Raw genomic sequence first — 13,672 nt, forward strand, 5'->3', positions numbered from 1 at the left:
GGTGGAGGCGGACGCCCGTTTACTTTGGATCGAGGCGGCCACAGGTGCGTAGCTAAATTGAATATTTGTCGCTATTCTACGTGAATATTTTTCAGCGAAGTCACTCAGCTACTTCGTGCTCGTTGGTGGTGCTATCGCAGTAATGTGGTTCCCGAAATTCATCTCCGAAGGCTACAAAAGTATAGTACGGGGGGTTGATAGACGGAAATTGTCGTGTTTCAAATCGGATTTTAGTCTTCCGTATCTTGATGTCGGTAGCACTTCGATGAGGTGACATGGCCCTCCAATGGACGGTCCGTCAGTATTTAGACAGCGCTTCCCGACGACGGTTCCTCGCCTGCAGTGGTGGAGTGCTCATCGCAGGAACAGCCGGCTGTACAGGGATCGTCAACAGTCTTGCCGACCTCGCGTTGGGCGATGTCAACCTTTTCAACGAAACTGACGATACCCTTACTGGCACTGTGACGATTACCGATTCGGCGGATGAGACTGTTCTCTCGGACGCATTTGAATTGCCGCCGGCATCGGGCGATGAAGACGCCGACGAAAAAGACGATGAAGACGGCATGACTGCGTATGAGGACGTATGGACTGATTCTAGAGCCTATGACGCGAGGGTCGAACTGGATGATGATCCAGCCATCCAAGTCGAATCCGCTACCTCGTCGTCAATAACTATTGATAACCCGAGCGAGGAGATGCTTGCGATAGTGTTCGGTGGCGAAGAGTTCGACGACACAATCGGTTTTACCGTCGGTGAGTCGTTGAGTGATCTCGCACAGGCGTGAGAGTCTTGTTGAGCGATTGACATTCTCTTCCGCGTAAACGCGGAGGAATCCCGAGCGGTGGGAGTTTCAGGTTCGCAGTCTAATTACCGGACTCCCAGTCCTTTCGGGCACGGGTAGTCCCACAGTGTCGGACTGGTGGACTGCTGGCCATGCCAACTGGCCGTTACCCCTATCCTCGGCCGTGTACGGCGTCCCAGTGTTGTTTTTGCCACGGGGACGCTGGCAGGCATCACCGGAGTTGGGGATATCGTCTGACTCGCTTCGAGCAGTCAACACAGACACACCCTTCGAGGATGTAGCGTTCACCGACTGCCCTTTCAGATACTGCCTCGTTACGCGGGCGGACAGGCCGCCTCTGAAGGACGGTTCGGAATCCGCTCCGTTCCGACCGATTCCTAACTACGTATAGAGCGGCCTGTCAGTTAAACCTCGGTATATGAAACTCGGTACAGACGTTCGGCCAGTGGATTGCTTCCCACCATGTCGGCTTCATCACCCGCCTAAAGGCGGGTGTATTCGCCTTCCAGTCTGTATAACCTCGAGGGGGTTTCGAAATCGAATGCGCACAGTGCTGTCTCGGTAAAAAAGTGATCTTAGCGGTCAAATCGGTTAAATATCGTTTTGATACCACGTCTGAGCTAATACGCGCCACTCCAACGGTACGACGGCCCGCGAACCGTCATCATCCTCAACGAGGTCGATCAACGCAAGGACCCGAGCCTCATCTACGATCCCCACAGTATGGAGCAGGTCGCGCTGATCCGTCTCTGTTGAAATCCTCAGCGCCTGAGACAAACAGTCCTCTGAATAGAAGGCGCGAACATGGTACGAACCGAGGCTAATCTGCGGGATAGAGTGATCGGTCAGTACAGGTGAGCGTGGGGCGTGTGTTACCGAAGCGGGTGGCTCTCGGCACCGTTGGAGGTGACCTCAGACGAGCCATCCACTACCCGGCTGGGGTTACGCGACCATCGTTTTGCGGATCACAACTGTCTGTGATGGCCGGTGGATCACTTGGACAGACACGTCGCTGCCGGTGGCCAGCGCACACTTACTCTCCGGGATCCGGAACATAATTGTGTCTCCCACAGCGTACCGGCCACCCTGAAGCAGCGCTCCACCGTCACCCACGTCTGCAACAGCGTTGTCCACTGCCTTTAGCGAGCGTTCATCGAAGAGATTCGCGCCCGCAATCTGGCCGTCGGATTCACGGATTGCATTCCCTGCCCCGGCTGGTAGATGCACAATGCGGCCGCTTCGGACGCCTTTGTCACAATCGGCACGCACGGCAATCTCTGTGTCAGACACCGCGACAGGATCGCCTGCGATGTGCGTGAGCGTAACGATACCCCCGCTCGTCCCGTCCTGCGGGGCGAAATCGCCGCTCGACTGGGCCACTCGTGGCGCCGGCTCCCGGAGTGCCGTGGTGACGTCTAAAGCCGCAATTGCAATAGCTCCGCTGAGTACAACGACGATGGCGACTAACAAAATAACCGAGATTACCGACGACACGCCTCGGTCTGTGCTCACATGTTCTCATACCGGAGTTGGGGATATGAGTGTTCGGCCTCCGGTCACTCCACTGCGGATCCGCTCTCAGCTGTGACTGAGGGTGAGCGACGAGTCGTTGAGATTGCGTATCTTTGTGACCAGGGCGATGGAATCGCAAAAATCGATCGTGGCTACGTCGTGATCGTCTCGGAGACAACCGTTGGTGAGCAGTATCAGTTGAGATGGAGACGGCGCCGAGGAACGTGGCGTTTGCCGCTGTTGTTGACCATACCCCGTAGCCCAGCTATCTCCGGCTGCAGGCGGGTCTCTGGCTGCTGACCGCCTCCACCTGTGAGTTAGGCGCCACCGCTAGCGGGCAGGGAGCGTATGGACTCGCCTGCGGATCTCGATGTATCTCTTAGTTGAGCGGGTGGGACGGACCGGTGCTGTGTAGCTCCGAATGTGACAACGTCTTTGCGAGGAGGCCCCGATGCGCTGTCTCTCTTAGCTTACCGAACGCAGAAAATACGGAATGACAAGGCCACAGAGAAGCGCGCCAACGACAGCAAGCACTGCTACTTGTGGCGTACTCGCAACTGCACTGTCCATTACCGCGCTCATAGAGGGAGGTCGCTTACAGTATATTTAAAAGAAACTATGTGACACGTCAGCCACCGCGTTATAACACTGTGGTTGCTGATGAGCGCCGCATTCCGAGGGTTCGATCAGGCTTGCTGGTTCGGGAAAACCATCACCGGAACGTCTGCTTCTCGGATGAGTTTACCTCCCGGGTCGCCGGCAATTGTCCGCTCCCACGTATCCATATCTCGAGGTGTGAAGGCGACGAGTGTCGCCTCCATCATATCGATCGCATCAGTGAGTGCCTCCGCGACCTCGCGCCCTTCAAGCGTCGCCCACTCAAACTGGAGATCATCACGGTATAGGATGTCTACGAACTTCTCGTAAGTCGCTCCTGTGAACTGATCTCTGCCGGTTTTTATTGTCGTCTCCGCGGCCGTTCCCGGGGTTACGTGTGTTACGATAAGAGTCGTATCCGAGTCTAAGTGCGGCCGAACCGCACGTGCCGTCGCTTCAGCGTCGTCGGGACTCGCGATCGGAATTAAAATACGTTCGAATAAGTCCTCGTTCATGTATATACCGTGTCTGACGATACAAAAAAGCGTCCGGGTTACTGACTCGCAGGACCGATCCACATGGCACTTCCCAACTATTGACATCCTCCTCCGCGTTCACGCGGAGGAATCCCGAGCGGTGGGAGTTTCAGGTTCGCAATCGTGAATCCGATTTTTTCTTCGAGAAATCGTTTAACCCATCGCAAAACGGTGGGTGACTGGCGGTGCCAAGCCGCCGTTACTTCTATCCTCAATGCCGTTGACTCATCTGTTGTTTTTCCCAGGAGGGAGTCGCTAACACGTCGACAGACTTGGTACACTTGGACTTGCTCAACCGACAGGCACAGACGAACGTTTCTGGCATTCGCGTTCACCGTGTTGGTATTTCGAGTATTGTCTCGTTAGCGGCGGCGAGGCCGCCTCCCAAGGCCGTTCGGAATCGCTCCGTTCCGACCTGATCTTACTCTTTAGTACGAATTGACACCATTTGAAACTGCGGGCTTTGGAAACTCGGGAATGCCACCGAACAGTGGTTCGTGTAGGGTTCTGTCGGATTCGTCCTGCAGCTCAAGCCGTAGGTATTCTCCTCGAATCTCTATAAAACCTCAAACCACGAGATAACTAACTGATTGCCTTCAGCTTCTCCGCCCGTCGCCTCAGTGTTGTAACGCTTGGATTTCGACTCGTCCATGCCTCCGCGATAAATCCAAATATTGACTGTATAATTCCTGTAGCGGTACTTCACAGGCAGAAATGCGTAAACCGGATTTAATTGCGGCGTCATCATGAGCTCAGCCATGCCGGGTCCAGATCAGGCATTAACGCAGCGCCATCGGTTCATCACCCAACTCGGGTCGTGTCGTCAATCCAATTGTGTCTGTGCGCACCTCGCGTCATGGTCCTGTGGGGAAGATCGATGAGCCGGCTCACCGCACTCACAAAGCGAGCAGCTGCGAGCCCCGTTAGAACGTTCATGTTCGTACTGATTGCGGTATCCGCTGCCGTCGCAGCGATGCTGTATGCGGTCTTCGGATCTGAGCTGCCCGGCACTGCGGCGATCGTCTACGCGTGGACGCCGATGATGAGCGCGGGTCTCACTGTTTGGATCGTCGACGAGAGCATTCGCGATTGGCTTGGACAACTCCGCAACCTACGGGTCGGCATCCACTGGTATCTTGCCGGGATTGGGATCATGCTGCTCGGCACGGAGTTCGAAACCATCGTTACGCTCGTCAGTGGCGGAGACGTGAGCGTTCCAGCAGCGCCGCCTCTCGCGTATCTCATCACATTCGGGGTTACACTTCTTCTCGCTGGCGCGATCGAGGAACTCGCATGGCGTGGATTTCTTCAACCTCGTCTCCAGCGCCGTTTTTCGGCGATATCGGCAAGCGTGTTCATCGGCATTATCTGGGGGCTCTGGCATGTTCCGATGATACTCGGCGGGGCGGGCAACTTCACCGTCTTTTGGGAGTACATGCTGAATATCACGATGATGTCCGTCATTCTCGGATGGCTGTACAACAGCACAAACGGCGCGCTTCCGGCCGTAATGATCGCGCACGCGTCGCATAATATGCCTCCTGTCGGCGATCCGACCGGGGGTGCGCCTGGGGTCTTTGAGACCCTTTCTGGTGACGCTATCTTCTATCTTTGTTGTGCGGTCGCAATCACGCTATACGCTGGGTCTCAAACGCTAACTCGTGACCGTAGTCTCCCTGATATCCCAGGGCAGCTCACGGGTCAACCCGGTCAGGAAAGTCACTCAGCCGATTGACGTCGCGTCGGGATTGGTACTCCAAATTGCTACTTAACGATCACTCCGATTTTCGGTCGTCGAGAATCGATTGGAGATCACAATCCTCGTCTGAGCGGCTTGACGGACGACAATTCAAATGTGCCTCGCTTCTGCCACGCTGTGCGGTCGGTGACACGCACCGAGTGGCGGCTCACCCGCTGGGGCGAGCACAGATCCCGTAGACCGCTGTTACGCCTGTATCCCCGGGAGAGACCTTCTCGGAAGCCACAGCTATTAAACGCTGTAGTAAGTATCGACACCACGTGACGGCCGACATGTACGTTGACAGGCCGCGGGTGCTGCTCGTTGACGATGAGAAAGAGGTCGCCGACGCGTACGCCCTCCGGCTGGACGCAGTGGCTGACGTCACGGTTACTTACAGCGGTCCTGAGGCATTGTCTGCGGTCGACGAGTCTGACCCGCCGGACGTAATTCTCCTCGATCGGCACATGCCGGAACGGTCTGGTGACGATATTCTCCGTGAGTTACGAGAGTATGATATTCACACCAGAGTTATCATGGTGACCGCAATCGACCCGGGGTTGGAACTCCTCGAACTCCCGTTCGACGACTACCTCTGTAAACCGGTTGACCGCGCGGATATCAGGACCGCTGTCGACCAGCAATGTCAGGTTCTCGCATACGAACTCCTCGGCCAATACTTCGGAGTCGAATCGAAGCGAGCGGTTATCGCCGCTGAATTGCCACAGGACCGTCTCGAGGACCACGACCAGTTCTCGTCGCTCAACGAGCACGCCAACCGTTTGCGGGACCGCATCTGTCGACTTCTACCCGACGCAGACGAGTTGTTAGACCGGTTCACCGGTATCGAGCGCGAGGGGTACTGATCCCCGGCGAGAGGCGCGACCGGGGCTGATTGATCAAGGAGGTCTCTGTCGCCTCCCCCGACACCCTGACTAATGGCTGATTTCAAACCGCGCACCGCCGTCATCCGCTGCTGTGAGCGTCAGATCCCAGCCGTGTGCTTCGACGATTCGGTCGACGATCGCTAGGCCAAGACCGGTCCCACCACTCCGTGTGGAATATCCGGGGGTGAAGACGATTTCACGCTCCGTCGACGGGATACCGGGCCCATCGTCCGCGATATAAAATCCACCCTCGAATGGGTGAACGGCCACGGTCGTGCTCTCGCTCGTCTGCCCGTCTCGGCCGTTTGAACGACCTTTTGTTGGTGCCTTTGTCGGCTGATCGTTCCCCGTTTCGTCGGTCGCGACACCGTGTTCAACGCTATTCCGAAACAGGTTTTCAAATAACCGCTGGAGGCGATCGGGATCCGCGGTGACCGTCGGTAGCGACTCCGAAACCGTCAGTTCGACCTGTTCGGTATCGATCGACTCCCACGCGTCTCTCGCAGCGGTCTCGATTGCGACCTCCTCTGTGGGCTGAACAACAGCATCGTCGCGCGTCAGCGTCAGGACATCACGGATGATCCGTTCCATCCGATCGTGTGCGTCAGCGACCGACTCGAAGTGCTCGGGGTCACCGGTCTCCTGTGCTGCACGGAGATGGGCCTTCGCGACATCGAGCGGGTTCCGGAGGTCATGGCTGATGACGCTGCTCACTTGGTCAACGCCCGGTGAGTAACCTTCGTCGGGACACTCACGAAGGTCGGTAAACACGAGATACCCGGTGTCGTCGTCCGACGGGATTACGCGAGCGAAGAACGGGCCTCGGTTGCCGTATCCGTCCAGACGGATGCCGATCCGATCGCCGCGGACGAGATGTGAGACTGGCTCCTGGTCACCGGTCGTATTGTAGCTGTTGAACCGGTCGAATATCGTCGACACGCGTCCGCCCGCCAGCTCCTGTTCGAACTGCTGCTCGAAGGCGTCGTTCGTGGCGGTCACGCGAGCATCGTCACCGTCGACGGTGTATGCGAGCGCGGGGTCCGGAAACTCACGCAACGGAATCGCCGTGTGACGATCATCACTCATCGGTTGCTCACATCTCTATTTGGCATTGTTACCGCGCCCGTTTCTCCGTGCGAGTGCGCATGGTAACTGGTTGGACCACCACCCGATACAACACCTATCATCACTTTGGCCCGGCAACCTGTTTAATATTATTTCTTATTTCTGAGCCAGAAACACTCTTTTTATGTTAGCTCCTATAACCAGATAACTCTATCTCATTTGTGAACCGGCTACGCGCTCCGAGCGGCGCGTTTCAATATCTGTGGCGTGACAAGGAAGTCAGCGACGGCAACCCCCAACATCGCTAATCTAAGTATCTGATCTTCGACGACGAGGAACGCGATAGCTGCGATAATAGTGGCCGTCACAGCGGGCATGCCCCAACGAACGACCGGACTGCGGAATACATTCGCTGATTGCGACATACCAGATCATCAGTATGTGCTGATATATTGATGTCGGCGTGTTTCTGGGTTGGAATCACTCCGAACAGATTAGTTGAATTGGCCTGTTTCTGGGACAGACACTCTCCGACGGGCATAACGGGTTACTTACCAATCTACCGTCATGCGACATCGGGGAGCGGGAATTGTACTTTGGATGATCACCTCGCTCGTTTTGGGTGCGGTGATCCTCTCTCCGACCAGTGGCGTCGTGCTATCCTTCTTAACAACGATCATACTGTGGGTGCTCATCGAGTCAGAAGCCGGCAATGATAGGGGACTGTGAGGCAACTGGGATCTCGGCAAACACTTCTGTGTAAATCAACGCACCACTCGAAAATACCATCATTAACAGGTTGATCGAAGTATAATAGTACACTATCCGTGGTCAGTTTCACTGTCGAACTGGCGGGTCGCTTGCTGGTCCCCGTACTCGCCGGGCTTGCCTGTATCATCGCCGGGTCTGTGGCACTCCAACGGCGAGGGCCGGCAGCTAGCGCATATGCCGACTTGGCCGTTCCGTTTGGTGTCATGTCTCTGCTATTCGGTGCTTCTGGATTCGTCTACGCTGGCGTCCTCGTGTTCGAAACGATTGGCGTCCAGCTGGTCGACTCCGCAGCAGACCGCACTATGGGTCTGCTATTTCCTGCTATCGTCCTCCCGTGGACGGTATTCGCGCTTCGATACGTGGGCCGGGGAACGCTGGTAACGCGTCGTCGCATTACTGTTGCGGCCGGACTCAGCTTTGTGATCGTCGGGCTCGAATCTATCGCACTGTATAACCCGCTCAACCTCGCTATGGGGCAGCGGCAACTACTGAGTGTCACCTCGTCTGTCCTCCTCTTATCGCTTTTAGCGATCGCCTTTGCCGCGATGTGGTTAGTGCTGTCAACGTCGCGCCGTCACGATCGGTTCACCTGGCGAGACGGGCTGCTGGCCGTTGCGCCAGTCGCTATCCCGTTGCTGGTCTTCCAAACCACTCGCCCGTCTACTCCGTGGCTCAATGACATCTTAGCTAGAACGGGGTTGGGATTGGTAGCTGTCGTGATCTGGTTCGGTATGTCCCGATATTCCATTCTCTCAGATCGTCCTGGAACCGGCACGCTCGGAGAACGTGCGGTAGTAAACAGAATGGATGAGGCGGTATTCGTCGTTGATCGCGACGGGCGTGTTGCTCGCGTCAATCCGGCGGCTGAAGATCACTTTGGCACTATCGGCGCGGGTGTACAGATCAGCGAGGTGACTGACTTTGGCGTAGAATTACTCACGGAACGCGAGACAATTCGATGTCAAACCACGAACGGACAGCGCCAATTTGATCCTCGCATCACTGAGCTTCGAAACGACCGCGATGAGCTCCTCGGTCTCACTATCACATTGTTCGACGTGACTGACAGGGAAATCCGACAGCAACGGCTTCAAGTACTCAACCGAGTCCTTCGACACAATCTCCGCAACCGACTTGATGTTATCAAAGCCCACGCCGAGGAGACGCAGAACACGCCGATCGTCCGAAGTGCTGACCAACTTCACCAACTCAGTACCGAGGCTCGCCGGCTCGAGACGCTGATGCAACGCTCCGAACCGGAGCAAACAGAGGCGCCGCTTCAGGAGATAGTCAATGATGTCGTTGCCGACGTGACCGACTCCACTGGTGAGGCTGAAACGAGCGTCACCCTTCCTACTGTGACCCTTGATGCCGACCCTAGTCTGTGCCGGTACGCGATTGAACAACTTGTCGAGAACGCAATTGAACACAGCGACGGAACGCCGCCACGCGTCGAAATCACCGGCTCACGGGACGAGAGCGGCGTACAAGTAGTTATCGCAGACGACGGTCCTGGTATCCCACAAACTGAACTCGACGTCATTGAGTCCGGTACCGAGGAGGATCTTGCTCACGGGAGTAGCTTCGGATTGTGGGGCGCGAACTGGGCAATCCAGACCGTCGGAGGGACGTTGGAGTTCAAACCAAGTCACCTCGGTGGCACGGCTGCTGTCATTGAGTTTCCGAACTGAGTGTGGACCCGTCTAACCCGCAATCTCGATGTATCTCTCTAGGCTCACTCGGACTGGTAGCGCGTTGTTGTCTGCGCCCTGAAGAGCGTCACCTGCTTACAGTCTGCCGAATAGCGGCGAGATGAAAGCATACGCACAGATACAGAGCGTGAGAACAAACATCGGAAATCCTACTCCGTCTTCACCGGCGATGACGAGTCCCGTCGTGAGAACTGAGGTCGCCACAGCGATGAGTGCCGTGCGAAGTGAACGGGGGTGCGATCGAAGTGCGGCTTCGCATCCGTCATGCGATCTGTCACCTCGACCCCGATATCAACGTTCCCCGACTGGCCGGAGTGACGCTTCTGGAACTTCACCCCGCGTGACTCGAACCCACAACATAATCGCCACGATGAGTACGGCCGTCGGGAGCAGTAAGACGACGATGAGATCGGCACCGAGATCGAACGGTCGGGTGAGTCGGAACGCCGCCGGATACCCGCTCTCCGGTTGCCCGAATACGACCGACGTCCAGAGATTGGTCGAGAAGTGGATGCCGACCGGAAGCGCGAGACTGTCGGTGAGCACGTACGCGAGACCGAAATACAGCCCTCCGACCACCGCCTGTACCACAGCAACCGACGCGGAGAGTCCCGCCGCGCCAGCGTTCAAATGAATCGCTCCGAACACGAGAGCCGATACGACGACCGCGCTCCCCGTGGCAGCCGGCCTCGAGACCTGGCGAGACGTAAGCCCGACAACGAGCTCACGGATCAGTACGCCTCGAAAGATGAAGTCCTCCCACAACCCGACAATAACGAACGCAGCGGCCGTCGCTCCGATCGCGAGTCCGACGGTCACAGGGTCGCTGAAAACCCCCATTGACCACGAACTAACGATCCTCCCGCTCCCGGTAGCGAGAATCGCGGCCGTCGAAACAGCCTGAAACAGCGCGCCGATTACGGCACCGCCGGCGAAATCATTGAGCCACTGCCGACCCAGAGAGAGCCCGTACGCGGCGGGGGTAGTTTCGAACGCGTAGGATATGACGAGTACCACCGCTGCTACCCCACAAAGCATTGGAAGTTGATTCGGAAGGTTAGTCAACACGTCCGGAGTTGAGAGTTGAGCGAGTACCAGCCCTACAGCGGCAAATGTCGCGACGAACATCACCGCTGCTACGACCACTCGCACCACCGCCCCGCTGACCGATACCTCGGACCCGATACGACTGACTGGTCGCAAGCGTGTGCTCATCTGTTCGGCGTAAATCGCTTTTCGACTTAGCAGCTCAGACTGATCGTCGCGTCGATGTCACCACCATCGAGCGACACGGAGAGATGTTGCGCGGAGGCGCTGAACTGCTCTCGGTGGTGGCCGTCAGGTGCGACGTAACACTCGCTCGTGACCAGTCCGGCGTCCTGAAGCTCATTGAGACGCCGGTAAGCCGTCGGCCGCGAGACATCGGCCGCCTGCGCGACGGCGCGTCCGCCGCGAGGCTGCTCGGAGACTGCCTCGAACACTCGCCGGGTGTACTCGTCGCCGAAGAGGTCGAGCAGCTCTTCGGTCGATAGCTCGTCTGTCGGTTCCTCAGTCCGGTCGCCGCGCGACTTGTGTCGCACTGCCATGTGGCTACGATGTAACGGAACACGCTTGGTGGAATATGCTCAGTATTCAGAGTCTCCGCAGCGAGGATATCTAACTATCCAGACTCCCCTTCGTGTGAGAGCAAGCGGCCGCATGTCGATTGGCCGCGACCCGGCGAATCCCGACCGCTATCCGCTACTGTCGTCGTGTTCGTCGTAGAACGCGTCCAGCAGCTTTCGCTGGCTCGCCCGAAGGTGGTGGAGCAGCGTCGATCCGGTGATTCCGAGCGATGTCGCAACCTCCTCGGCCGTACTTCCACGCGGGGAGGTGAAGTAGTCCGCGAGATAGGCCGTCCGCAAGACGGTCGCCTGTCGGTCAGTAAGCCGGTCGTTCAGATCGTTTCGAAATTCCCGCGTGGTCGTCGGCGAGCGGGTTTTGTCCTGTCGTGCGAGAACGGGTGCCGGTCCGTCATCGTCGAGCACGTTTGCCACCCGACGCACGTTCGTGTCGGGAGACAGTTCGACGATCAGCTGACTGTCATCGCCGTTAAACACCGCCGTCTGTATCGTCGCACCACGGTTGATTGCCGCAACGAGCGGAACTTCCTCACCCAGCGTCACCTGGATCCGGCCGCGCTCAGCGTCCGATTGACGAATCACACGACCATCCTGCGCACTCGGTAGCGCTTCGGCGGTCTCAACGACGGTGTCCGGATCGGAACCCGATACTGATAGGAAACACGTGAGACCAGTCTCACTCGGCATTACGGTCCCCTCAAGCGTGAGTTCCGCCTCGCAGGTGTCGCTCACACGTACCAGCGGGGAGTTCTCTGTGAGCCCGAACGTAACCTCCGTGAGGGTGTCGGAAAACAATAGCTTCCGATTCTGTGTCGCGTTGATCGCGTACCCTGCTAGTTCACCGAGTGTCTCAAAGCTGGCCTGTACGTGATCGCTGAATGCGGTTTCGGTTCCCGCATAGACACCGACAACGCCGTACACGCTGGAGCCGTACACTAACGGGAGCGCGAACACCGACTGGACTCCGTCCGCGAATCCAGCGGCACGAACCGCGTCCGGGACTGATGGATTCTCGCTTAACGATTGTACCAGTTTGGGGCGCTGCTGTTCGACCGCTCGCCGTTCCGGGGTAGCCTGTCCACTTTTCACTGCCTCGCGGACCGCCGGGAACAGTTCTCCCTGCTCACCCGCAACGCCGCTCATAACGAGTTCGTCGCCGTCGACGGCGTACTCACCGGTCCATACGAACCGGTACTGGTCCGATGTCCCCAGTTGGTCCCGGATAGTCTCCATGATCGCGCCCTGAGACGTAGCTCCGACCAACCCCTCAAGCACGTCGGCGATCAGAGTATCGACCATTTCGGCCCGCTCGGACTCCGAACGAAGCCGTTCGATCGTTTGCTTGTTGGTGCGTTTTTCAGTGATGTCGGTAACGTAGACAGTTGCCGCATCGTCGTCAGGAACAACTGACACTGACAGCCAGCGGTCGACTTCTGGATAGTACTCTTCGAATGCTACATCAGATATCGATGTCCCTTCGAACGCCTTTGTGAGCGACCCTTCGACCGACTGGGGAAACACCCCAGCAATTGGCTCACCGTCAGGTGTGTCAGTTGTAAGGATATCGGCCGCCCGATCATTCCACGCGCACACCACCCCATCTCGGACGGTGATAACTCCCATCGGTGCTTCTGCGAGACGATGTTCCAACTCCATTCACGTAGGGACCTCCTCGTTCTATCTGTGTTTTCCCGTCGGCTAGTTATACGTGTTGTCCGGTTAAACCGCAGTTTACAACTTAGATACTGGTCACTGACACCGGTGTTGTTCTGTCGTTGTTTCAGAGTCAGCAACCCAAGAAGTGGATTATATGTATAGTTGTAGAATACAGGGTATGCCCTCGAACACCCAAGGCCGCCGAATTTCTCAAACCTGGCGCGTTGTGATTCTCGGAACAATAGCTGCACTACCCGCAACTGCTGTAATAAATTGGCTTCCGAACTCTGAAGCGACTGCTGGTGGCGGGGCAATAATAGTTGGGCCAATGGTCGCGGGCGCCATCGCAGCTAAGCGCTCGGTAGGGCCGAGTGCTGCTGGGCTCCGTGCTGGCTTTCTAGGTGGTGTGGTTGCGGTATCTGGATTTATCCTTACAGAAGCCACGGCTGTAGCGTGGTCACTCAACACGATCGTGTTCTTCCTTATCGCCGTCGTGATGATTCTGTGTCTCTCGCCGGTGTTCGGCCTTATTTTTGGTCGGATTGGTGGCTGGGCAGCAAACACTGTCGGTGGTTTCGGAGTCGACCAAGCATCGTGATCAAGTGATAATGAGTTGTTCGCTTGCTTTGCTCCCGGCTTGTTAATTAAAAAGGATGACTTCGCCCCCAACTCCAGCTAAATAGGGGTGAACATGAGCCAATAGCCTGCGTGCGCCGTGATTGGCACAGTCGCATTTTTTGTCCGCTCGTAGGCACCAGCCGCAAGGATAG

12 protein-coding genes and 1 pseudogene are annotated in these 13,672 nt (G+C 57.0%); 7 read left to right on the forward strand and 6 right to left on the reverse strand.

Features of this window, described 5'->3' with window-relative positions; all coding sequences use genetic code 11:
- Window positions 1–275 precede the first annotated feature (275 nt).
- Together DJ81_RS03990 and DJ81_RS19870 are read left to right on the forward strand one after the other, a co-directional pair.
- Window positions 276–788, forward strand: a complete 513-nt coding sequence (locus tag DJ81_RS03990; protein WP_241881394.1) for a hypothetical protein — start codon at window positions 276–278, stop codon at window positions 786–788.
- Window positions 789–1,439: 651 nt separating this feature from the next.
- A pseudogene (locus tag DJ81_RS19870) lies at window positions 1,440–1,550 on the forward strand (AAA family ATPase); the annotation flags it as partial.
- Window positions 1,551–1,748: 198 nt separating this feature from the next.
- Here the strand turns inward: DJ81_RS19870 and DJ81_RS04000 are convergent.
- Window positions 1,749–2,318: a type IV pilin gene (locus DJ81_RS04000; protein WP_094524319.1), complete on the reverse strand. Its 570-nt coding sequence runs from the start codon at window positions 2,316–2,318 to the stop codon at window positions 1,749–1,751.
- Between DJ81_RS04000 and DJ81_RS19905 the strand changes: the two genes are divergently transcribed.
- The gene (locus DJ81_RS19905) at window positions 2,319–2,618 is read left to right on the forward strand and encodes a TRAM domain-containing protein (protein WP_342764959.1); all 300 of its coding nucleotides are present in this window, start codon (window positions 2,319–2,321) and stop codon (window positions 2,616–2,618) included.
- A 386-nt stretch (window positions 2,619–3,004) separates the two neighbouring features.
- Here the strand turns inward: DJ81_RS19905 and DJ81_RS04005 are convergent, their stop codons facing one another.
- Window positions 3,005–3,430 carry a universal stress protein gene (locus DJ81_RS04005; RefSeq protein ID WP_094588594.1) on the reverse strand — a complete coding sequence of 142 codons (426 nt, stop codon included), beginning with the start codon at window positions 3,428–3,430 and terminating at the stop codon, window positions 3,005–3,007.
- An 898-nt stretch (window positions 3,431–4,328) separates the two neighbouring features.
- Here DJ81_RS04005 and DJ81_RS04010 point away from each other — a divergent pair.
- On the forward strand, window positions 4,329–5,186 hold the full coding sequence (locus tag DJ81_RS04010; protein ID WP_170938238.1) for a CPBP family intramembrane glutamic endopeptidase: 858 nt from the start codon (window positions 4,329–4,331) through the stop codon (window positions 5,184–5,186).
- A 296-nt stretch (window positions 5,187–5,482) separates the two neighbouring features.
- Window positions 5,483–6,055 carry a response regulator gene (locus DJ81_RS04015; RefSeq protein ID WP_094524505.1) on the forward strand — a complete coding sequence of 191 codons (573 nt, stop codon included), beginning with the start codon at window positions 5,483–5,485 and terminating at the stop codon, window positions 6,053–6,055.
- Between the two features lie 69 nt (window positions 6,056–6,124).
- Here DJ81_RS04015 and DJ81_RS04020 read toward each other — a convergent pair whose 3' ends face one another.
- Window positions 6,125–7,162 carry a HAMP domain-containing sensor histidine kinase gene (locus DJ81_RS04020; RefSeq protein ID WP_094588596.1) on the reverse strand — a complete coding sequence of 346 codons (1,038 nt, stop codon included), beginning with the start codon at window positions 7,160–7,162 and terminating at the stop codon, window positions 6,125–6,127.
- 953 nt (window positions 7,163–8,115) lie between these two features.
- On the opposite strand from DJ81_RS04020, the gene DJ81_RS04030 reads away from it, so the two are divergent.
- Entirely contained in the window at window positions 8,116–9,603 is a 1,488-nt protein-coding gene (locus DJ81_RS04030; protein ID WP_094528063.1) for a sensor histidine kinase, read from the forward strand.
- 312 nt (window positions 9,604–9,915) lie between these two features.
- Here the strand turns inward: DJ81_RS04030 and DJ81_RS04035 are convergent, their stop codons facing one another.
- From DJ81_RS04035 to DJ81_RS04045, 3 genes are all read right to left on the reverse strand, one after another.
- On the reverse strand, window positions 9,916–10,770 hold the full coding sequence (locus DJ81_RS04035; protein ID WP_170938239.1) for a CPBP family intramembrane glutamic endopeptidase: 855 nt from the start codon (window positions 10,768–10,770) through the stop codon (window positions 9,916–9,918).
- Window positions 10,771–10,865: 95 nt separating this feature from the next.
- Window positions 10,866–11,210, reverse strand: coding sequence for a winged helix-turn-helix domain-containing protein (locus DJ81_RS04040; protein WP_094524312.1), 345 nt, complete (start codon window positions 11,208–11,210; stop codon window positions 10,866–10,868).
- Between the two features lie 147 nt (window positions 11,211–11,357).
- Window positions 11,358–12,869 (reverse strand): bacterio-opsin activator domain-containing protein, encoded by a 1,512-nt coding sequence (locus DJ81_RS04045; RefSeq protein WP_249269070.1) that lies wholly within the window; start codon window positions 12,867–12,869, stop codon window positions 11,358–11,360.
- A 211-nt stretch (window positions 12,870–13,080) separates the two neighbouring features.
- On the opposite strand from DJ81_RS04045, the gene DJ81_RS04050 reads away from it, so the two are divergent.
- A complete protein-coding gene (locus tag DJ81_RS04050) occupies window positions 13,081–13,500 on the forward strand; it encodes a DUF5518 domain-containing protein (protein ID WP_094524310.1) in 420 nt (139 codons plus the stop codon).
- Window positions 13,501–13,672 lie beyond the last annotated feature (172 nt).

The sequence above is a fragment of the Halorubrum sp. Hd13 genome (genome assembly GCF_002252755.1).
Taxonomy (GTDB): Archaea; Halobacteriota; Halobacteria; order Halobacteriales; family Haloferacaceae; genus Halorubrum.